This is a genomic window from Singulisphaera sp. GP187 (assembly GCF_900129635.1).
GTDB lineage: Bacteria > Planctomycetota > Planctomycetia > Isosphaerales > Isosphaeraceae > Singulisphaera.
The window spans coordinates 113,558-134,150 of record NZ_FSRB01000002.1; the positions used below are offsets into that span (position 1 = coordinate 113,558).

A 20,593-nucleotide genomic window follows, 5' to 3' on the forward strand; every position below is an offset into this window, starting at 1 on the left:
TCGCTTGGCCAGTGGCCGCTAAGGGAGAGACGCGATGATCAAGGTCCTCTCGGTGATCGGCACACGGCCCGAGGCGATCAAGATGGGGCCGGTCATCCGGGCGTTGGGCGAGCGGCGGGAGACGTTTCAATCATCGGTCTGCGTGACGGGGCAACACCGGCAGATGCTCGACCAGGTACTCCACCTGTTCCAGATCGTCCCCGACCATGACCTCGACCTGATGACCCCCGGACAGACGCTCGCCCGGCTCACCGCGGCCGTGATCGAGGGAATCGACCGGGTCCTGGAGGTCGAGCGGCCGGACTGGGTGCTGGTCCAGGGCGACACCACCACGGTCATGGCCACGGCCCTGGCTGCCGCCTACCGCAAGGTCAAGGTCGGCCATGTCGAGGCCGGCCTGCGGACCTACGAGAAGCACCATCCGTTCCCCGAGGAGATCAACCGCCGGGTCGCCTCGGTGGTGGCCGACCTGCACTTCGCGCCGACGTCCCGCGCCGCGGAGAACTTGCTCCGCGAAGGGGTGCCCCCCGACACCGTCCGAGTCACCGGCAACACGGTCATCGACGCGATTCAATGGGTCGCCGCGGTCGACCCGGAGCCTGCGAGCCTTTTGCTCGAGGGCCATGAGCGACCGGCCGAGGAAAAACGGATCATCCTGGTCACGGCCCACCGCCGCGAGAGCTTCGGCCAAGGACTCGAGCAAATCTGCGCGGCACTCCGCGCGATCGTCGCGAACCACCCCGACGTACAGGTCGTCTACCCGGTCCACCCTAACCCGAACGTTCAAGAGCCGGTCTACCGACTCCTGACCGGCGTCCCCGGCATCACGCTCTTGCCGCCGCTCGACTATCTCGCGTTCGTCAGCCTGATCCGTCGTTGCCATTTCGTGATCACCGACTCGGGCGGCCTGCAAGAGGAAGCGCCCGGCCTGGGCAAGCCCGTCCTCGTGCTCCGCGAAACAACCGAACGCCCCGAGGGGATCGACGCCGGCACGGTCCGGCTCGTGGGAACCGACCGGGCCAAGATCGTCGCGGAGGCCCACCGTCTCCTGACCGACCCGGCCGCCCATGCGGCCATGGCCCGGTCGATCAACCCCTACGGCGACGGCCACGCGGCCGCGCGAATCGTCGACGCCCTGGCACGGTAAACCGGGTTGAACAGGGTGTCTGCGAAGTCCCTTCGATTCCGTGAGATCCGCCTTCGACAACGTTGCGACTCGTGGTAGAGTGCCGCCCCGTCGACGAACGGATCCTTCGATAACCATGGATGGCCCCTGGCCGATCGTCATGTCCGACTCTGTTTCGACCCAGGACGGGCCGCCGGAAATCAGCGTCGTCGTCCCGTTGCACAACGAGCAGGAGACGCTCGTCGAGCTCTATCGCCGCCTGAGCCTGGCGCTGCGGTCGCTCGGAATCACCTACGAGATCCTGCTCGTCAACGACGGCAGCCGGGACGCGACTCCGGGGATGATCGCTCGGCTGCAGGAGTCGGACCAGAACCTCGTCGCGCTCCACCTGAGCCGGAACTTCGGCCATCAGGCCGCCGTCACCGCGGGCCTCGACCACGCGCGGGGCCTGGTCGTCGCGATCATGGACGGCGACCTCCAGGATCCGCCGGAGCTCCTCCCCGAACTCGTCGCCCTCTGGCGCGACGGCAACGACGTGGTCTACGCCGTCCGCCGCCAGCGTCAGGAAGGGGTGCTCAAACGATTCGGCTACTTCGCCTTCTACCGCCTCATGCGCGCCATGAGCGACCTCGAGATCCCGCTCGACAGCGGCGACTTCTGCCTGATGGACCGCCAAGTCGTCGACGCCCTGAACGGGCTCCCCGAGCGGCTCCGGTTCGTCCGCGGCCTGCGGAGCTTCGTCGGGTTCCGCCAGGTCGGCCTCCCCTACGACCGCCCCGCGCGCGAGGCTGGGACCTCCAAATATCCACTCCGCCGCCTGGTCGCCCTGGCGGTCGACGGCCTGGTCAGCTTCAGCAGTCGCCCGCTCCGAATGGTGACCTACCTCGGCATCGCCTCGGCCACCGCCGCCGCCGCCATGATGGTCTGGGCCCTGGTCGACGCCTTCGGTACCCGCTCGGCCCCGCGCGGCTGGGCGAGCACGATCATCGTCGTCCTCTTCATGGGCGCCATTCAGCTCATCAGCCTGGGCATCATCGGTGAATACATCCGCATGATCTTCCTGGAAGCGAAGCAGCGGCCCACCTATCTCGTCATGAAGCCACGCCCGGTCATCGTCCGGCGGTCCCGACCGAAGAAGCGCTCGCTCGCGGAGCCACACTCGCCCCTCCGAGGCCCCCATCGCTACCGAGGCAGTGAGCCGCCAAGACAGCGACCAAGTCAGTCCCGCCATGGCTTCGATGCCGAGACCATCGTCTGACCGACGCACGGCTGGGGCCGGACCGAGAGACAGTGAGGCCGATGAAATCGATCTTCATTTGTTGTACCAAGAAACATCAAGGCTTCGTCAGCACGATCACTTCGTCCTTCACGACGGCGATCAAGCCAAGCGGCTTCAGAAGCTCCTCGAGCGCCTGACCCAGCGGGACGTCCTTGGCCGAGCCCGTCACGGTGGCCTCGGGATCGATCGCCCCAGCGAGTCGCCCTGCAGGGTCCAGCACGAAGTTTTCCGGCCTGCTTCTCGGCGCAACTCACTTTTAACAAACTCTTTACTGAAACATTGCGAACCGTTGGCTTGGCGTGGTTGCGACAGGCGCAACTCACGCCGAATGCGGAATCAGTGGTTCCCCTTAATCCTTGTCCGCCGAGGAGGCCTTGGTCCGCGAGGAGACCGGCAACGGGACACCGAGCGTGTCACGATTCGCGGTGAAGCCGCCACCGTCCACGTCGACGAAGATCGGGTTACTTACCGCCGTGGGCGGTTGCGCTTCGTAAGGGCCGTGGTAACGTCCGAGACGCGAATGCTCGCCCGTGGCGATCACGATCAGGTGGGCATCGGTGGCCAGAGTCAGGGGCACGTCCCGCTCGAATTGGGCGGGCTCGGAACCGGCGCCAGGACCGGTTGAGAACCCGAGCGAGCCGGAGGCTCGAGTCCAGTTCAAGGCAGGGTCGGGACGGCCGTTGACGAGAACCTGGACCCGATCGACGTCGATTTCCGCGGCGCAGAGGACGCGGATCTTCAGCAACGACGACGTCTTGCCGCCGACGTCGCCACCCGGGGAAACACTGTCGAGTGAAACCTCGAGAAACGGCCCGTTGCTCATGACCGTTCGGCCCGCCTTGACGGCCCTCGAAAGGGCCAGTGCATCGAGCCGGGCCGGGTCATCCACGGCCGATTGAATGTAGGTGAAAATCGACCCGTTGTGAAACGCGGTCGCGTGCGCATCGGAATTGGCGGTGCCGTAGATCCGGTCCCCCTGGTTGAGCATCTGGAGCCAGCGGAAGGCAGTTCCCCGCTTCGCCTCGGGGTCACTTTTTTCCAGGTCCTTGAGCAACTTCGGGATGTCGCGGTTGAGCTCCATCGCATGGGTCAAGGGGCGGGTCCCAAATCCCCCGTCGGGCTTGCCGTCCTGGTCCTTGTCAAAGTAGAGCCAACCAATGCTCGGATGGTTCTGTTGAACAAATTTTTCCGCGTCGTCATCGAGGTGGAACAGGCGGCCCATCTGCACGTTCGGGTCGCGATCGGTGCGCGGAGCGCCGCCCCCCTCGGCCCCTTCGCGAATCCGGAGCGGGAACGCGATCTGGTGATTGATGTCCCCCGGGCCGGGCCGCCCGCTCAGCTCAATGCTGGCGGCCGACTGGAGAAAGGCCCCGAGATGCTCGGCCTCAATCGCCGATGCAAATGAAGTGATGCGGTTATGCTCGGTCGCCGGCGCGAATTCGATCCCGCTGGCGGCGATGCCGACCACACGCCCGCGCGTGTCGGCGATGCTGTCATTACTCGCGGTCGTATGGTTGTGCAAGTCGGCGATCACCCAGCCCGGCGTGTCGAAGCCGCGATGAATCTCCGCGCGGATCGTGGCGGGCTTGCCGTAGTCGACCGCAAACCTTCGCGTTTCGCGGGTGAACTCGGGGCCCCGGCCGATGATGGCCTCGTACTGCCCGGGGGCCAACGGCACGGAAAAGACGCCGTCGCCCGAGACGCAGAGGTTGCCCGCCTGGGTGGGCAGAGCGGCCGGACCAAGGGAGGGGTCAGGCGTGCCATCGACGCCGAAAAGCACGACCTTGACCGGCCCTCGATGACGACCTCCCGCCGTGACCGCCTCGACGTCGAAGACCGCTTCGGAAAAGGGCCCGACGACGATCTCGACCGGCCGGTCGGCAGCCTTCGGGGCATTGATTTTGAGGCGCGTCTCGGCACGTCCGCGCTGGGTCACGGTGAGGTCATGCTCTCCAGGATCATCGCTCAGGATCAGGTTGAGCCGCCCGTCCGCGTCGGTCCGGCCTGTCGAGTGGACAGTCTTATCGCGCTGGGCCTTGACGGTCGCGGCTCGGACCGGCTTGCCGGCGGGGTCGACGACGCGGACCGGGATCATCGCCACCTTGCGCCCGAGTCGTTCGGCGATCACGGCTTGGACATCGGCGGGGTGACGTCCGGGGACCAGGTCGCGTTCCACCACCACCTCCCCGCCCGCGGGAATGGGGGACGGAGCCGGTAGCGATTTGCCCAGCGGGGGCGTCCCGTCAGGCTTGGCAAGCAGGTCGGGGAAGTCGAGCCGGTTGCCCCCCTCGAGGAAATAGACCTTACCGGCGGGGTTGGCGTACGATCGGATCAAGTTGCCGCCGGCCCGGACCACCCCATAGGCGGCGCCGTGCCAGGGCTCATCATAGATCAACGAATCGGTATCGCCCGCGGGCGGAATCTCGAACAGCGTGTCCGCGCGGATCTTGTCATAGACGGCCGCGTTGGCCCGCTTCGACCCGCGGTTCCGGTAGGTGGTCACGATCCGGAGGAAGGGCTCGCCGTCGCGGAGCCGGTATTCCGTCTCAACCTCCACCGGATCCCCTTGCAGGCCCGCGACGGCGGCCCGTGTGAACCGGATCGCCACCTCAGCGCCCTCGGCGCGGAGGATCTCGGCATGAATCGGTCCGGGCGCATCGAGATAGTGACCGTGCGGGTAGTAGGCATCCAGCAGGTCGTTGTTCCCGCCGGCCAGGTCGAGCCGCACGAGGTCGAGCACGGCCCCTTGGACGGCCTGCGTGTTCACGTTGGCGTCGCGGACCGAGGCAACACCCCCGACCGTCGCCGCGATCCGATCGCTCCGAAGCAGGTAGTCCCCGAAGATCGCGTCCACCTCCTTGCCGGCGGGAAGCAACCGGGAGTGCTCAGGGCCAATCTTGACGATCTCGGCGCCGCCGGCTTGCGGGGGAATGAAGGCCCCCGCAAACCAGCAGACCAACCCGAGTCGAGTCCACATCGAATTCTTCACCGTTGATCGCTCCGCACAGATTCAGCAACTTGGGTTGTGGCACAACAAGAGGCCACGCTCAAAAGGAATCGGCCGAGATGATCTCGCCCTGGGCACGCGTACCGAGCGACCAGACCACCGGCATCGCGGTCGAATCCTTGAGGAACCGCACCGAACCGTCCGCCAGGAGGATATTCGCCCCCCCGGAATGGTTGCTGCTCATGTTAAACATTCCGGCGGCGGCCAGCGTGTTGGCATTCCCGGCGCTGCAATTGGTGTACTTGGCGTTGGGAGGCAGAAGGGTGCTGCCCATCGAATATCCGACCAGTCCGAACGCCCACGCCTCACCCAGGATCGGCGTGAAGCTCGACCGGGTCGTCGCCACCGCCTTGGTGCAGCTCTCGATCCAGGCCTGGAAACCGAGGTTGTTCAAGTTCGGCATCAGCTCGGTGCCGGCGGCGGTCCGCGAGGTTCCCGAAGGACCGCTGCCGAGGAAGACGATATCGGTGGGAATGGTGACGGTGCCAATGTTGCCCGACCCGGTCTTCCACTCCGCGAAGGCGAGCGTATTGCTCGACCCGTCCTGAATGCTGCTGAGCCCGAAGGTCGGGCCGGTCACCTGGAAGAGGCCGTTGGGAGGACCGCCGGCCTTGGACGCATCCCATTCAATACCGGCGCCATAAGAAGCGAAATAGTTGTTTCCGGTGGCACGGGCCGAATTGTGCGTGCTGACCCAACTCGGCTCGATGCTCGAGGGGCAGAGGAAGGCGGCGACCCGCGTCGCCGTCACCGTCGAGTTGATCGCCGTCCCCGTCGGATCAGACTTCACCGAGATCGAGAAGTTTGCGGCGTTATACAACGCCTGCTGCTCCAAGGTGGGCAACAATCGAGCGTGGGTGCTGAAGTCGCCGTTGGTCCGGGTTGACCCATCGGCGTTCCGTGATGTCAAAGCTCCCGGGGGAAGGTGTCGTTGGTCTGATGGTAATTGTGCAAGGCCAGCCCGATCTGCTTGAGGTGATTGACGCACTCCATGCGTCGCGCCGCCTCCCGCGCCGCTTGAACCGCCGGCAGCAACAGCGCGATGAGCACGGCAATGATCGCAATCACAACCAGCAGCTCGATGAGGGTGAAACCAAGGACCAACCGACTCCGGAATCGACGAGCAGAAACCTTCATAACGAATTCTCGTTCCCTGAAAATCAGCAAATTCTGAAAAGATGAACATTTTTTGCAAACAAAGCGTCGCCGCGTCACCAGGGGATCGGCAGTGGCCGATACCTCAGCGCGTCGGCAGCGGGAGGAAATCCCAATCGAGGATCATCTTCTCGGCGAGCGCGGCCTTGAGCGTGCGTTCGACCTCGGCGACCTCGGCCCGTCCGGCGAGGTTGTCGAGTTCGCCGGGGTCGGCGTTGAGATCGTAGAGCTCGAACGTCGGCCGCGGAGCCGTGAAGTAGGCGCGGACGAATTGCGGGGCGAGTTGTCCCGCTTGGTTGGCTGCGACCATCGCCTTCCAGCCGGCATCCCGCTGGCTGTCGATCGGGCCAACCGGCTGGTGGGGTGTGCAGTTATAAATCAGCTTATAACGATCCGAGCGGACGCATCGCGCCAGGTCGAACGATGCGGCAGAGATCCCCGGGGACATCGACCCGTCGGCGACGTGGGGGCCACGCTCGGCGAACACATGGCGTCGTGCCGCGAACGCCTGGTTTCGGAGCAGGGGCAAAAAGCTGAGCCCACTCATCGACTTCGGCGGCGCGAGGCCGGCGGCCTCAAGCATCGTGGGCGCGAAATCCTCGCCCGAGATCAGGGCCCGGCTCGTTTCCCCCGGCTTGACCACGCCCGGCCAGCGGACCAAGAGCGGGACATGAATCCCCCGGTCGTGCAGCGCCCCCTTGCCGTGCGGGAAGGCCATCCCGTTGTCGCCCATGAAAACGACGAGCGTGTCGCCGGCGAGTCCCCGGGCGTTCAGCACGTCGAGGACACTCTGGACGTCATTGTCGAGATGCTCGATCTCGGCAAGGTGGCGTGCCAGGTCGTCGCGGACGCCCGGCAAATCGGGCAAGTCCGGGGGAAGCGTGAGCTTGGCGGGGTCGATGGCGCCTCGACTCCCCTGGGTGTCCCAGGGGTGATGGGGATCGCTGAAGCCGAGCCAGAAGAACCAGGGTTTGCCGGCCGGGGCCGCGTCGAGGAACGCCCCGAGGTGATCGCCGTAACGCGACCACCCCTGGGCGGGCGCCTTCTCGACGTAGTCGACACGCTCCTTGAACGTCCGCAGCTTGTGGCGGTCGAGCACCTCGGTCGTCACCGTCGGCGCAAGCCGACCGCGAGCCGCCGGCCCGTCGAGATGATACGTCCTCCCACCAACCCCGGTGAAATACCCCGCGCCCTCGCGGAGCAGGTCGGGGAGCGCCCGCACGTCGGACGGCAGCGGTGACGTGAATCGCACCATGCGGACCGACACCGGCGAGCGCCCGGTCATCAAAGCCGCGCGTGACGGCACGCACTGCGGGCAACTGACGAACATCGCGTCGCAGCGCAGGCCCTCGGCCGCGAAACGGTCGAGGTTCGGCGTCCGCACGTCAGGATTGCCGTAGGCCCCAAGATAGGGGGCGCTGTGGTCGTCCGAGAGGAGGAAGAGGATGTTAGGCGGGCCGCCCGCCGCGGTGGCCGGTTGAGCCAGGGTCAACAGGCCGACAAGCACCAATCCCACTCGCCACGAGTGGCTCCGGCCACCGCGCCGCCGCGGAGCGCTCCCGATCCGCTCGCCACCGCGAGCCGATGAGCCGTGGACAGACCACCTCGGAAACCCTACTCCAGTCATCATCATGACAGAACTCGTAAAGCCGATCCGTCGCCCAAAAATGAGGACGAATCAAGGAAAAAGACAAAGGGCAATCAGGGCCGACGACCGCGCAGCGAACACCCTACGGATTCACCACCCCCTCGCGAACTCGGCGAGCGGGCTTGAATCGTAAATGAAGATGGCCGTGGCGCAGGCGACCGCCCGGCATCAACCTCAGCGGTTGGCCCACAGGTCCTGATGGGCCTGGGCAGGCCCCCATCAGGGAGTCCTGCTGTCTCGTTATGAAACGCCCTGGATATTTACAACGACCCAATCGTCTGAGCCGCCAACTCCGTTCGCTACATCTTGATCGAGATAGTCGGGTTTTGCAAGACCAGCGACCTCACAAATCCTCCCAAGGCCGTTTTACGCTTGATTCCGCCACGATCAAGCAATCGAGATCGCTTAACATAACTCTTCCATCATCGGTCGTGAGCCGGGCCTCGCGGAAGACCGCGAGAGCCTGGGGTTGCCACCCTTTTTTTCAGGGCGTGAAGCGACGGCGGTTGGCGCCGGACGCCTGAGTGAACTTGGAGCCGCCGTGAACCCCTCTGACGTTGCATAGGAGGTAAGGTTCGATCGCGATCGCCCCTTGAAAGACTCCCCAGGCTGTTCGACGATCGATCGGCAAACCAGAGTCGCCCGATGGCAGGGGCGTGCGCCGATCGACGCCCCGATTCCAGGGTGGCAACGCAATCCCATGAAATCAAGATCAAACGTATCAAACTCGCATAGCAATTCTAAAATTCGGTAATTCATCACAATTTGTTTGCGGTGCATTCACACAAAAACTTCAGATCCTGCCGGATTGATGCTCTTGGGCTTCGGCCACCGCCGATGGGATCATCAAGCGATCGGTTTTGGGACGATCTCCAGTCGAGGATCCGGCCTGATCGCAGTCTGGATCAGGCCTGGGCACCCGACCGATCGCTTCGCGTTCTGAGGCGAGCCGGATAAGGATGACTTGCCCCACGCGCGTACCCCGGACCAACGAGGGTGCTCCCTCGTGCGTCCGAGGTCGTTCAAGGGGCCGTCGCGAGGAGGGCCACACGGAATCCGAGACCATAACCGCGCTGGGCAACCTTGCCTTTGGACCGCGAGGAGGAGAGACAGGAACGGCCTTCGTTATGCCAACAGCCACCACGTATCGGCCACGAGGGAAGGGAGAGTGACGTGGTCTCGAAGGGGTCGGTGCCACCGCCCGGTATCTCGACATAGCCATCACGGCACCACTCCCAGAGGTTGCCGTGCATGTCGTGCAGCCCCCAGGCATTGGCTGGGTAGCGGCCGACCGGCGTCGTCAAGCCCGGGTAGGGGCCAACCGGCGCACCTTGAAAAGGAGCGGTTCCATCGAAATTCGCTTGCGCACTTCCCAGTCGGTCGCCAAACGCCGTGGCGGTCGTCGTCCCCGCGCGGCAGGCGAACTCCCACTGCGCCTCGGTCGGGAGGCAGTACTCCGCTCCCGCTTCGAGCCGGCCGGCGTCGCGTTCGGCCTCGGTGAGCTTGCGGCAAAACGCCTCGGCATCGTCATGGCTCGTGAAGTAGATCGGATAGTCCGGGCCCTCACCGGCGCCGAATCGCACACTGCCATCGTCATTCAAGCGACGTGGGAGCCTCGGCTCCTTGGCCTGCTGCTCGGCCAAGGACATACCCATCACCCGTTGCCACTGATCCTGTGTCACCTCGAACTTCCCCATCCAGAACCCGCGACGGAGGGTCACCCGCACTGGATCAGCGTCCACAACCCGTAGCGGTTCCGCGGCCCCCCGCCCATGGGAAAGCTCCCTGGCGGGCACCAGCAAAAGCGCATCCCCAAGCCATTGTCCGCCCGCTCCCGCCCGGCACGCTCCCGCTCGGTCAGGTCGATCCGCATCGGTGGGCCATCCGGAATCCGGGCGATCGGCCGCCGCGCGGGGGCCGGAGCCTGAATCCGCGGCGGGAAGGTCACGCGGAACTGATCGATCAACCCGCCAACCGCCAAGCCGCACACCAAGAAAGCCAGTCCCATCCGTGCGAAGCCGAGCCATCCCAAACGTGTCACTGACAACGGATTCATGGGCGATGCTCAAGATCCAGACTTGATCGGGTCCCTTGACAAACGAGTGATCGCAGGATTCTATCAAAGGCGGCCCAACAGCAACACAACCCGATCTGAAATCAGCATTAACCATATCACAACATCACAACCTAACTCAATCGTCTTTATTCATAATTTTGCGATTCCACAAAACCGCGGCTCTTGTGACGCTTCGCGTGGCCGGAGGCGGAGCGGACGCTTGGGATACATGGTGCTGAACCGCGGCCCGGACCGATTCGAGGAGAGCCGCCATGGGGAATTCAAATTTAACATTCCTACATCATGATATGCCATACACAATCTGGATGAAATTATCCATAATCTTTATTATAGTGCCCCATTTCACCCAGACAACGGCAAGATTGACGAGTGTTCCCTTTATTCGCCTCGGCGAGCATCAGCCACAGGCCCAGCAACAACGCCAGGGGCACAAAAGCGGCCATCCACGGCGTAGCTGTCATCTGTAAAACACCAGCAGGAGCAGACCCAGGATCGACAGAACGGCCAGCAGCCGTCCGATGGCGATAGAACCGCCCGCCACCCACTCTGCCACAGCTTTCCGGGCATGATGCCGGCCGCCTGCGTCGAGTGCCGCCCGATTCTCCGGCTCCAGCCCCAGCCCGTATTCCAGCCGCCATTGTTCGAGGTAATAGACGAAGCAGGCGATTTCTGCCGCCGAGATCGGGTCGGGCTGCTGAATTGGCCTACGCCGAACCTTCACCACAAAGCCCCAAGTTTCCCAATTTAGCTAATTTAGTCCATTCAGTTGCCAACCATCTTTTCCACATGCCGAATTCCAGGTACACTAAACGGATGTTTCAAACAGTCCAGCTGGAGAAGGCGATCCGCGAGTTAAGCTGTTTGTAGATAACAGTTTGAAACATAATTGCTTCGCTAGAAGGCTCCTCCTGTTCTAAGTATCCGATGAGAACAAGGGGCCGATTCTGCGCGGATTGGCTTTGACTGGTAAGGCTCTAGAGGGTACGCCGAAGCTGCGATGTCCCGAAATCGCGAAGCACGAACCATGAGACAGATTTAGAGATGAATGATCACGGGCGGTGGCTATTCGATCTTGGGAAGACTACTACGGCTGTAGACGGCCTAGTGGCCGTGTCCGGTTACATCCGTGAAGGTCGTTCCCCCGAAGAAGTGGTAATGATGGAAAAGGCGGCCATCTATGGCGCGCACTCGGTCTTCTTCGAAGCTGGTCGCAATGGACGCCCCCCCATTGCTCAGGCTTTCGTTTTCCTCTCCGACGGGCCTCACGACGATTCGGGCTTCGCTGAATTGCACAAACGCCTGTGGAGTTGGGGAGGAGTGCCCCTCATCTACAGAAAAGTCGCCGGGATGGTGCAACTTTTCCGTTGCGCCCACAAACCCGATTTCGTCTCCGCCAAAGGCGACATCGTCTGCAAACCGATCAGGACGCTGAAAACGGCGGCGGCAATCGGCGGCAGCGAGGCATGGTGGGACGCATCACGACTGCGTAACGGCACGATCTGGGATGATACTGAAGTCTGCAGTACGATGTTGTCCGCTTCTAAAGCTGCCCATAAGCGGTTGATCGATGCAGTGCGGCGGCTTAATGACGATCTTAACAATGAAGGGGTACTCAAGAAGCACCTGCGGCGAAAATTATTGATCCTCTCACTACTCATTGCTTACCTGGAGGAACGCGGCGTTTTTCAGAAGGATTATTTCGGGCGGTTCCTTACAGGTGCCACAAAGTTTTTCCAGGTGCTCGCGAATGGCGAAGCACTGGTAAATCTGCTATTAGCTTTGGAGGACCGCTTTAATGGACACGTTTTCATTATCGAGGAAAATGACCGGGAAACCCTTAAATCCAGCACGCAATTAGCTAGATTTGCCCGGCTTGTCGAAGGACGGACGGAAGCCAGCGGACAACTTACACTTTGGCAGCTCTATTCCTTCAAAGATCTTCCCGTAGAATTGATCAGTCATATTTATCAGCTATTTGTCAAGGATAATGAAAGCTCAGTCTACACACCGCCGTTCCTTGTTCGATTAATGCTCGAAGAGGCACTTAGCTGGGAACGACTCGACAGGCTGCATTCCCGTAATGAGATAATCCTCGACCCCTCATGTGGATCGGGCGTTTTTCTGGTTGAAGCTTATAAACGTTTGGTGCTGCACTGGCGAAGCCGCAATTCCTGGAATCGGCCAGGTATACCCGTCCTTCTGACGCTGCTCCAAAAGGTTCATGGCATTGACCTAGAGGATGGTGCGGTAGAGTTGGCGGCTTTCAGCCTGTGCCTTGCCCTGTGCGATGCGCTCGAACCAGAAGAAATCCGCGCCAGCATTAGATTGTTCCCTCCGCTTAGCGGTAACACGATACACCAATCCTGTTTCTTCGAGGCGATTGAGCGAAAGCTTTTGACCGCAGCGGTTGGCGTTGTCGTCGGAAATCCACCGTTCGCATCGAGCTTGAGCACTCCGGGAGCGGAACGTAGCTACCAGAATTACAAGGTGAATCATGGTCCGTTGCCCGACAAGCAAGTAGCCTACCTCTTTTTGCATGAAGCAATGGGACTCGTTGCTGAAGGCGGCGTGCTGAGCATGCTTCAGCAATACGGTTTTTTATATAACAAACTCTCCGTAGGATTTCGCCGGGATTTTATTGATAGGTGGGATGTCCGCGAGGTTTTGGATTTCGTCTCAGTACGAGGACTGTTTCAGAAGGCTGGTGCCGACACTAAAGTGGTCGTTGTTGTGGCAGATGCGTCCGCACCAAAAGCGGACCGCCAAATCCTTCACGCCACCTTCCGTCGTAGTGGACGAATTGACGCGGAGCAGGGTTTTGACATCGATTATTACGACCTGCACTGGCTACCCCGCCCCCTCGCACTCAGCAACGATGGCGTCTGGCGATCCGGCTTGCTGGGTGGTGGTCGTGTTCTTGGTTTCGTTGACCGGCTGAAGTCATTCCGCACGCTAGGGCAGTTCGCCGAGGAGCACGGCTGGGATTTCGGTGAAGGATTTATCGAGGGAGTGAAAAAGAAAAGAGGCAAATCTCACAGAGCAGACCACATTATCGGAGAATCGGTTCTTCCGTCGGAAGCGTTAACTTTGGACGGCATCGACACTTCCGCAATCACGAAGATGCCTGAGAAGCCGATCGAGAAACAACGATCGGCAAAGCGCTTTACACCACCCATGCTTCTGGTACGCGAGCAAATGGACTTGCCTCATGCAGTATGGTCGAAAGATTACCTCACTTACAAGAATCAAATTGTAGGGTTCGCAGCATCAAAGGAACAGCATACTACCCTTCAACAATTGGATGAGTGGCTTTCGACGGAAAGTTCGCCCCTGAGAGCATTCGTAGCATGTGTTAGCGTGAAGTTGTTTACCCAAAAGGCCACGACTCTATCTGGGGCAGACATTCTGGCTCTACCCTATCCAGAAAATGCCTCCCTTGATCTTAGTGTCAATGAACGAATTATCGTCGATGACATCGTCGAATATCAAAGGGACCTGGTTAGGCTAGGCGAAGACTCGCCAGTGATGCGAAATAGCGGTCACTCAAATCTTCCGGCGTTCAATTCGACTTTCATTGGGCAAATCAACACCGTTTATAGAAAGCGTCCCCTTCAGCCGCTTGAGCCGCAATCCTGGCCCGGTGTCATTTGCCAACCATTTGTGTTCGGTCAAGGCCTAGTGGATTGGGAAGGGGCCGACGGATTGAAAGGCAAGCTCAACAATCTGCTTCACGAACAGTTGGGGACAACCCTTCATGTCACACGAATTGCTCGCATCTATGACGGCCATTTTGTGTTCCTCCTGAAACCCGATCGCATGCGCTATTGGCTACGATCTGTTGCGTTACGGGATGCGGACGAGATTCTTGCCGACTTACGACAACAGGGTTTCTGAGAATAACGCGATGCTAGCCAACTCTGCTATTACAACATCAAAATCCGGTGCATTAAACGAGGACGTGCATCTTCCTGGCACTTCATTATATGAGTTAATTGATTTTATATCTGCTGAGTTGCCGCACTGGAGAGATCGACCCGAAAGACCGGCAGTAAAATCGGAAACCGCATTAACATCACAACTCTGCGCCCATCTAAACAGTTCCGCGCGCCACTCAGTTGGATGGGATTTTCTCCAGTTTAGGATCGAAGAACCGGATGAAGTGGTGAAGGGCCGCAAAATCGACCTGGTCCCTGCCCCTTGCGGCACGACTGTTTGGATTGAAGGCCGGAAACATGTTGACTTCGACATTTTGCTTCCCATTGAATGCAAGCGATTACCCACCCCCAAAGCTTCCGATCGGGATGAAAGGGAGTATGTGGTCAGCCAATATTCAACAACTGGAGGCATCCAGCGGTTCAAAGAAGGTCATCACGGCGCCGCTCATTCACTTTGCGCGATGATTGCCTATGTGCAAGAGAACCCGGCAAAGCATTGGGATGCCTGTGTATGCAAATGGATTAATGAATTAGTTGATTCTGGGCAGACAGGCTGGAATGCAAAGGATGTCCTTTATCTTCTGAATGATGACCCGGCAACAGGTATAGCGGTATTACGCTCGACTCATTCGAGGCCAGATGGCTTACCTGACATAGAGATTCGACATCTTTGGGTTTGTGTCAACTGACGATCTTATGCTAATAGCCCACCAATCTCAAAATGCGGACTTGCAATTGTTACAAGCCACTCGGACTACCGAGTTTCACCCCTCAAAACAAGGATGGTTGGTTATTAAAAGCAGAATCACAACATCAGTTTCTCATATTCGCAATCTTGCACTTGATTTCCGGCGGCAAACTGGCCGGTTAGGTCGTTAGTGCATCGACCAACTCTGTAACTCGGATCATGTCTTCGACTGCTCCCGTGGCCTCTGATTCAGATGGTTCGGTCGCCGCATGAGCAACTTTTCCACGCCGAGTCCGGTGCGCGACGAATCGTTGCCAAACCGCAGGGTCGAGATCGGCTGCCGATGAGCCAGTTGCTTCCTTCAGAATCTTCTTCGCCCGATCGTCATACCGTGGGTTTTTACTGAGAATGTCATCGATCTCAGGATCTGTCTTGCCCTGCGAGCTATAGCCTCCACGAATTTTGCGTACCAGGCAGAGATCGAAAGCCGCTGAAGCTTCGATCATGGCCGACCTGAAACCTCCCCGCTGGAGCAGGGAGCGCGCCCGGACGTTGAGCAACTTCACTGGATCGGGATTCGGCGTGTTTTCCAGCTGCGTTCGGAATGCGGTTACCGCCTGTTCCGGATGCTCAAGCCACGGCCGTCGGACCATGTAGGGGAATCGCCCACCAACGTGACGAATGTTATCCAGCAGTTGGCCATTGAAATATTTTTCGACGAGGATCCCGTGAAACGCGGTGCTGCTGAAGAAATTTTCGGTGATTTCCTGGACAAAAAAGTCATTGAATGTGGCCATGTAACCTACGTTCCGCACATCTCTGGTTCATTATCTCCGAATTTCCGGCGGCCTGCAATTTCAGCGATCGTAGGCCGTCGCCATGCCAAGCAGGTTCAGAATCTGGCGTTGCAACTTGGAGAGCTCGGTCGTGAATTCCACTGGCGCTTGCCCCTCCACGATCAGCTGATGACGCTGCACCTCCTCGAACAAATCAATCACCCGACGTGCCGTCGGGCGATGGCACGCTCGACCTTCCGGGTACAGAGGCACACTCTTCACACCATCGCGTTTCATCGCCGCACGCAGTTCCCGCTCCAGCAGCGCCTCGGTCAACAGGGCCAAGAAATAGACGCAAAGCAGCGACTGGATCCGCCCCACGTTCTGCAGGTACACGGGAGCCACTTCGAAGTCTGTCTTGAGTTGCGAAAACCGCTTCTCGATTACCGGCTGACGCTTGTATGCTAATAGCAATTCTTCCTCAGTAAGCAATAACTCGTTGGTGATTAGGGGAAAGACACCGTCGACGCACATTTCCGCCGCGAGAGCAACATGGTCGATGCGGTAAGTCAATGCGATGCGAACGGTCTCCTCTTTCACGTAGCGCGTCTTGTCGTTGGGACGGCCACGCCCCTCCTGACGGTAAGTTTCCTCCCGTTTTTCCACGACTTCGACTGTGATCCACCGGGCCAAGTCCCGCGGCTCCAGGATGGCCGCGACCGCCTCCTTGACCTTTCCGAGTTGGCGATAGCGGCTACGCGGCGAGCTGAGTTTTAACCGCAGTTCCGACAACGCCAGCAACGCACGCTCCACTTGCTGATGACGTGATGATGCGTCGACTTCCGCTTTCCGTGTGCTGTGACACGTGTGCGTCCGGTGAACCCCTTCTTGTGGCCCATGCTACGATCGGAGCATGGCCGAAAGGGGGTGAACGATGGGCCGAGTGGCAGGATCGAGAAACGGGCGGGAGCCGTACTGGCGGCTGGTTCTGGCCCGGTGGAAGCGGAGTGGACTGTCGGTCCGGGCGTTCTGCCTGGCCGAGGGCGTGAGTGCGCCGTCGTTTTATTGGTGGCGGAGGGAACTTCAGCGGCGCGACCAGCCCAAGCCCGCGTTTCTTCCTGTGCATGTGCTCGCCGACAAGGCTGAGTCGCCCGCCGGGAGCATCGAGGTCGTACTGGCCAACGGACGCTGCTTGCGGGTCGGGGCCGGGTTCGACCCCCAGACCCTCGTGCAAGTCGTTGAACTGCTCGAAGCCGGAGGACGGTCATGGTGAGCTTGGCTCCGACCGTCCGGATCTGGCTCGCGGCGCAGCCGGTCGATCTGCGAAAATCGTTCGACAGTTTGGCGGCCCTGGTCCGCGAAGGGCTCCAGGGCGATCCGCTCTCGGGAGACGTCTTCGTCTTCCGCAACAAGGCCGCCGACCGCATCAAGCTCTTGATCTGGGAGGAGGACGGATACGCGATCTGGTACAAGCGATTGGAAGCCGGCACCTTCCGCTTTCCGCCGACTCTGGAGGCTCAGCCACGCCTCGAGGTCCGCGCCGCGGACCTCGTCATGCTCCTCGAAGGGATCGACCTCTCGAGCGTGAAACGCGGCAAACGCTATCACCGACCCGTCCCCAGAGCCACGGTGTGAGTCCCCGGCCGGCCGCGGTGTTTTTCCGAAGAATCATCGAATAATATAAGGACCTCATACGTCTAAGAGGGCATGAGCGCAGACGCCCGCCCCATCACCCCTGAGACCCCTGCCGATCCCACGGCGACGTTGCCCAGTGACCCCGCCTTCCTCCAGCAGATGATCATCGAACTGCTCGCCGCCCTCCGCGACACACGGCGTCAGAACGAGGAATTGCAGCATCGCCTTGACCTCCTCTTGCGGCGGATCTACGGCCCACGCACCGAACGCTTCGACCCCAATCAGCCGCTGCTCATCCCCGACGCCTTCGAGCCGCTCGCCCCGGAACCGGAACCCGCGGCCACCGGCGACGCGGTCCCACCCGAGTCCGAACCGGGAGCGACCCCCGCGAAGAAGGCACGCCCCCACGGCCGCAGGCCCTTGCCCAAGGACCTCCGCCGCGAGCCTCGGGTCTATGAGTTGACCGAAGCCGAACGCCGCTGTCCGCAATGCGGCGAGACCCGGGCCCAGATCAGCGCCGAACGCAGCGAGCAGCTCGACTACGTGCCGGCGACCCTGTTCGTGGTCGAGCACGTGCGCTGCATTTACGCCTGCCCGCACTGCGAAGGTCAAGTCGTCACCGCCGGCAAGCCAGCCCAGCCGATCTCCAAGGGCTTGCCTGGACCGGGATTGCTCGCTCATGTGATCACGGAAAAGTATGCCGATCATATTCCGCTCCATCGCCAGGAACGCCGCCTGGCCCGGCAAGGGGTGGAGCTGTCACGCTCAACCCTCTGCGACTGGATGGCCGGCGCCGCCCAAACTCTCAAGCCGCTCTACGACCTGATGAAGACATTGATCCTGTTGTGCGGCACGATTCACACCGACGACACCTCGGTGAAGCTGCGGGACTCGGAGCGAAAGATTAAGGCCTTGGCCCGGCTCTGGATCTACTTCGGCGATTATCTTTATCCTTACAATGTTTTTGATTTCACGAGGAGCCGCAAGCGAGACGGTCCGAGTCTGTTTCTCAAGGGTTTTCGCGGTTATTTGCAGGCTGATGCCTTCAGCGGCTACGACGGCATCTACGCGGGCGGCAACGTCGTGGAGGTGGGTTGCAACGCCCACGCCCGCCGCAAGTTCGTCGAGGCGCAGAAGACGGACCTGGCGCGAGCGAGTACGGCCCTGGCCTACTACCGCCAGCTCTACGCGATCGAGAAGGAGATCAAAGCGGAGCTCGCCAAGCTGCCCGAGGACGCCGACGAGCCGACGCGGGCCGCGATTCGGCTGCGGGTCCGCCAGGAGCGGGCGGTGTCAGTTTGGGAGCGCCTCGAGAAGTGGCTGAAGGAGGAGCGACCGCAGGTGCTCCCCAAGAGTCCGATGGGAGGCGCAATCGGTTACATGGAGAACCACTGGGAGGCGTTGAAACGGTACACCAGCTCGGGCTACCTTTCGATCGACAACAACGTAGCCGAGCAACACATGAAAACGATTGCGACTGGACGAAAGAATTGGCTTTTCACCGGCAGTGAGACCGGCGGGAAGACGATGGCTGTGTTATTCAGCGTGGTGTCGAGTTGCCAGCGTCACGGTCATGACCCGTTCGTCTACTTGCGTGACGTGCTGTCCCGGTTGCCGACCCTTCCCAAAGAGAATCTGGCCGACCTTCTCCCCGATCGTTGGTCGCCTCCCCAAGTCGCCGATCCTCCGGCGACCCCAGAGGGTCCCATCGCCGACGGTTCCCCGAGCTGACAACGGCTCCCGCCGGCACTCGAAACGCGGCACGCTCCCACCGCGGAGTTCGGGCCAGGCTCGACACGGGTTGAAGAGCGCGTCGCGTCTGCTGACGCCGGATCATGACACCGCGTGGGGTTCCAACCGACGGTCACCAAATTGGCCAAGGCCCCTCGGCCAATTGCCAAGGGGGACGTGGTCCGCCGGACGCACACTGTGACACCAGATCAGACGGTAGCCCTCGGCACTGAGGGTCGCCTGGTCGGCCACGCTGTAGCGTTCCAGGAGAACTCCCTTCTCATCCCGCTTCTCATGGATCGGCTTCCAGGTCACCTGGTCCTGGTACAACAACGCGCGGAATTCGCCATCTTCGGAGCGGGTACGAGGCAGGATGCTCAGGAATCGGCCGCCGTGCTGGTGCAGGTAAGCCATGTTCTCGGCGGTGGCGAGCTTGCAGTCGGCCACATAGAGAAAGTCCCGTCGCCCGGTCAACTGGCACAGCAGGTCCCAGGTGGCACGATGAGTGCGGTCGTCGGTGGTATTCCCGCTTTCGACGCGGAAGTGAACCGGTACGCCGCCATCGCGAGTGACGGTCAGGACGTAGAGCAGTTGTTTGAGGTCAGGGCGATGATCCTTGTTGTGCCCCCAGGTAATGGCCTGGGTCTTCTGGCCCCGCATCAGGTCCTCTTGGGCCGCCTCGCGATAGTCGCCGTGGAAGGTGATTGTGGTCGAGTCGTTATGGAGTTCGTCCAATGCGACGTTGAACTCCGCCACGGCATGGGTGGCGACGGCCAGGGTGAACGAGGGGACATTGGCGTCGAAGAGTCGGTCGAGACAACGTCCGACGCGGTCGTCGTTCCAGTGGGGCAGTTGGGCCGGGGTCAGAGCGAACCACTCGGCGGGGTGGCGACTCGCCCATTGGCCGACGCCATACATGGGTTCACGGGAGACGAGAAGGTTCTTGAGCAAGAGAAGGAGGCCGGTGGAGGTGGCGATCTTTTGGCGGGCATCCTCGGGGGGAAGGTATTGGCGGAGGAAGTCATCCAGTCGAAGTCGGCGGATGATCCGATCGAGGATGGGAAGGGCGCCGAGCCGGAAGGACTTGAGGGACTGACCGCCGGTGTGGGCCGCCTCGCCGGGACTGAGATCGGGAGCGGGATTCGACTGGCGCGGTCGTTTTTGTTCTGGCATGGACCATGGCCTCGAGAGGGATCAAATCGTCCTCGACATGCCCGCGATTGGCGACAGGCGTCGGGTTGTGATTCCCGTCGGCATGATTGTCCGAGAGTCGAGCGGGTCAAGGTGGAAAATTTTGTTGACTTGCAGAAATAATTACGCCTTGACGTAAGTCTAGGCCCGCAAGACTTACGTCAAAAGCGAATCCTCAAGTTTGACTCCGAAAGGAGGCAGGGAACGGTTGGGACATTGCCTTGCATGGGAAACAAGCGAAGAATCGATGGGGAACGATCACGATGGGTTGGCGGGACGAGGAGGCGTGATGTGAGCAAGTCAGTGGCGGAGATCATGGAAGGAGCGGGTCGCGGGAGCCAATAC

At 60.9% G+C, this 20,593-nt stretch carries 17 protein-coding genes and 1 pseudogene; 7 read left to right on the top strand and 11 right to left on the bottom strand.

Annotated features, from left to right (window positions below):
* The first annotated feature begins 34 nt into the window (after nucleotides 1-34).
* Together wecB and BUS42_RS24980 are read left to right on the top strand one after the other, a co-directional pair.
* Entirely contained in the window at nucleotides 35-1,147 is a 1,113-nt protein-coding gene (wecB, locus tag BUS42_RS24975; protein ID WP_074311593.1) for a non-hydrolyzing UDP-N-acetylglucosamine 2-epimerase, read from the top strand.
* 115 nt (nucleotides 1,148-1,262) lie between these two features.
* Nucleotides 1,263-2,384, top strand: coding sequence for a glycosyltransferase family 2 protein (locus BUS42_RS24980; RefSeq protein WP_074311595.1), 1,122 nt, complete (start codon nucleotides 1,263-1,265; stop codon nucleotides 2,382-2,384).
* A 76-nt stretch (nucleotides 2,385-2,460) separates the two neighbouring features.
* On the opposite strand, the gene BUS42_RS43055 is transcribed toward BUS42_RS24980, so the two are convergent.
* The 8 genes and pseudogenes from BUS42_RS43055 to BUS42_RS25005 all read right to left on the bottom strand — a co-directional run bounded on the left by BUS42_RS43055 (nucleotide 2,461) and on the right by BUS42_RS25005 (nucleotide 11,016).
* Nucleotides 2,461-2,625 carry an STN domain-containing protein gene (locus BUS42_RS43055; protein WP_254053774.1) on the bottom strand — a complete coding sequence of 55 codons (165 nt, stop codon included), beginning with the start codon at nucleotides 2,623-2,625 and terminating at the stop codon, nucleotides 2,461-2,463.
* Between the two features lie 129 nt (nucleotides 2,626-2,754).
* The gene (locus BUS42_RS24985; RefSeq protein WP_074311597.1) at nucleotides 2,755-5,394 is read right to left on the bottom strand and encodes a CehA/McbA family metallohydrolase; all 2,640 of its coding nucleotides are present in this window, start codon (nucleotides 5,392-5,394) and stop codon (nucleotides 2,755-2,757) included.
* A gap of 58 nt (nucleotides 5,395-5,452) precedes the next feature.
* Nucleotides 5,453-5,605, bottom strand: a complete 153-nt coding sequence (locus tag BUS42_RS46655) for an H-X9-DG-CTERM domain-containing protein (protein ID WP_410001724.1) — start codon at nucleotides 5,603-5,605, stop codon at nucleotides 5,453-5,455.
* Nucleotides 5,579-6,549 (bottom strand): annotated as a pseudogene (locus tag BUS42_RS24990) (DUF1559 domain-containing protein); the annotation flags it as partial. The gene BUS42_RS46655 and the pseudogene BUS42_RS24990, both read right to left, overlap by 27 nt.
* Before the next feature lie 103 nt (nucleotides 6,550-6,652).
* Complete coding sequence (locus BUS42_RS24995; RefSeq protein WP_254053777.1) at nucleotides 6,653-8,074, bottom strand: sulfatase family protein; 1,422 nt, start codon at nucleotides 8,072-8,074, stop codon at nucleotides 6,653-6,655.
* 1,163 nt (nucleotides 8,075-9,237) lie between these two features.
* Nucleotides 9,238-10,011 carry a formylglycine-generating enzyme family protein gene (locus tag BUS42_RS43830; RefSeq protein WP_254053778.1) on the bottom strand — a complete coding sequence of 258 codons (774 nt, stop codon included), beginning with the start codon at nucleotides 10,009-10,011 and terminating at the stop codon, nucleotides 9,238-9,240.
* On the bottom strand, nucleotides 9,933-10,271 hold the full coding sequence (locus BUS42_RS43835; protein ID WP_159452291.1) for a hypothetical protein: 339 nt from the start codon (nucleotides 10,269-10,271) through the stop codon (nucleotides 9,933-9,935). Before BUS42_RS43835 ends, BUS42_RS43830 begins: the two co-directional genes overlap by 79 nt.
* A gap of 478 nt (nucleotides 10,272-10,749) precedes the next feature.
* On the bottom strand, nucleotides 10,750-11,016 hold the full coding sequence (locus tag BUS42_RS25005) for a hypothetical protein (protein ID WP_254053779.1): 267 nt from the start codon (nucleotides 11,014-11,016) through the stop codon (nucleotides 10,750-10,752).
* Nucleotides 11,017-11,333: 317 nt separating this feature from the next.
* Between BUS42_RS25005 and BUS42_RS25010 the strand changes: the two genes are divergently transcribed.
* Both BUS42_RS25010 and BUS42_RS25015 read left to right on the top strand, forming a co-directional pair.
* Nucleotides 11,334-14,186, top strand: coding sequence for an HsdM family class I SAM-dependent methyltransferase (locus BUS42_RS25010; protein ID WP_216821082.1), 2,853 nt, complete (start codon nucleotides 11,334-11,336; stop codon nucleotides 14,184-14,186).
* Nucleotides 14,158-14,916, top strand: a complete 759-nt coding sequence (locus BUS42_RS25015) for a hypothetical protein (RefSeq protein ID WP_216821083.1) — start codon at nucleotides 14,158-14,160, stop codon at nucleotides 14,914-14,916. Before BUS42_RS25010 ends, BUS42_RS25015 begins: the two co-directional genes overlap by 29 nt.
* 178 nt (nucleotides 14,917-15,094) lie before the next feature.
* Here BUS42_RS25015 and BUS42_RS25020 read toward each other — a convergent pair whose 3' ends face one another.
* A complete protein-coding gene (locus BUS42_RS25020; RefSeq protein ID WP_074311603.1) occupies nucleotides 15,095-15,712 on the bottom strand; it encodes a hypothetical protein in 618 nt (205 codons plus the stop codon).
* 60 nt (nucleotides 15,713-15,772) lie between these two features.
* Nucleotides 15,773-16,492, bottom strand: coding sequence for an IS1634 family transposase (locus tag BUS42_RS25025; protein WP_074311605.1), 720 nt, complete (start codon nucleotides 16,490-16,492; stop codon nucleotides 15,773-15,775).
* A 133-nt stretch (nucleotides 16,493-16,625) separates the two neighbouring features.
* On the opposite strand from BUS42_RS25025, the gene tnpA reads away from it, so the two are divergent.
* From tnpA to tnpC, 3 genes are all read left to right on the top strand, one after another.
* Nucleotides 16,626-16,964 (top strand): IS66 family insertion sequence element accessory protein TnpA, encoded by a 339-nt coding sequence (tnpA, locus tag BUS42_RS25030; RefSeq protein WP_074306291.1) that lies wholly within the window; start codon nucleotides 16,626-16,628, stop codon nucleotides 16,962-16,964.
* Nucleotides 16,958-17,326 carry an IS66 family insertion sequence element accessory protein TnpB gene (tnpB, locus tag BUS42_RS25035; RefSeq protein ID WP_074306290.1) on the top strand — a complete coding sequence of 123 codons (369 nt, stop codon included), beginning with the start codon at nucleotides 16,958-16,960 and terminating at the stop codon, nucleotides 17,324-17,326. Before tnpA ends, tnpB begins: the two co-directional genes overlap by 7 nt.
* Nucleotides 17,327-17,398: 72 nt before the next feature.
* Nucleotides 17,399-19,057, top strand: a complete 1,659-nt coding sequence (gene tnpC / locus BUS42_RS25040) for an IS66 family transposase (RefSeq protein WP_074306289.1) — start codon at nucleotides 17,399-17,401, stop codon at nucleotides 19,055-19,057.
* Between the two features lie 102 nt (nucleotides 19,058-19,159).
* Here the strand turns inward: tnpC and BUS42_RS25045 are convergent, their stop codons facing one another.
* A complete protein-coding gene (locus BUS42_RS25045) occupies nucleotides 19,160-20,230 on the bottom strand; it encodes an IS1634 family transposase (RefSeq protein ID WP_074311607.1) in 1,071 nt (356 codons plus the stop codon).
* Nucleotides 20,231-20,593: the final 363 nt, after the last annotated feature.

Excerpts from the sequence above, each read along its gene's own strand:
- wecB (WP_074311593.1), top strand. The coding sequence starts at position 35 with ATGATCAAGGTCCTCTCGGTGATCGGCACACGGCCCGAGGCGATCAAG.
- BUS42_RS24980 (WP_074311595.1), top strand. The coding sequence starts at position 1,263 with ATGGATGGCCCCTGGCCGATCGTCATGTCCGACTCTGTTTCGACCCAG.
- BUS42_RS46655 (WP_410001724.1), bottom strand. The coding sequence starts at position 5,605 with ATGTTTAACATGAGCAGCAACCATTCCGGGGGGGCGAATATCCTCCTG.
- BUS42_RS43835 (WP_159452291.1), bottom strand. The coding sequence starts at position 10,271 with ATGAATCCGTTGTCAGTGACACGTTTGGGATGGCTCGGCTTCGCACGG.
- BUS42_RS25010 (WP_216821082.1), top strand. The coding sequence starts at position 11,334 with ATGAATGATCACGGGCGGTGGCTATTCGATCTTGGGAAGACTACTACG.
- BUS42_RS25020 (WP_074311603.1), bottom strand. The coding sequence starts at position 15,712 with ATGGCCACATTCAATGACTTTTTTGTCCAGGAAATCACCGAAAATTTC.
- tnpA (WP_074306291.1), top strand. The coding sequence starts at position 16,626 with ATGGGCCGAGTGGCAGGATCGAGAAACGGGCGGGAGCCGTACTGGCGG.
- tnpB (WP_074306290.1), top strand. The coding sequence starts at position 16,958 with ATGGTGAGCTTGGCTCCGACCGTCCGGATCTGGCTCGCGGCGCAGCCG.
- tnpC (WP_074306289.1), top strand. The coding sequence starts at position 17,399 with ATGAGCGCAGACGCCCGCCCCATCACCCCTGAGACCCCTGCCGATCCC.
- BUS42_RS25045 (WP_074311607.1), bottom strand. The coding sequence starts at position 20,230 with ATGCCAGAACAAAAACGACCGCGCCAGTCGAATCCCGCTCCCGATCTC.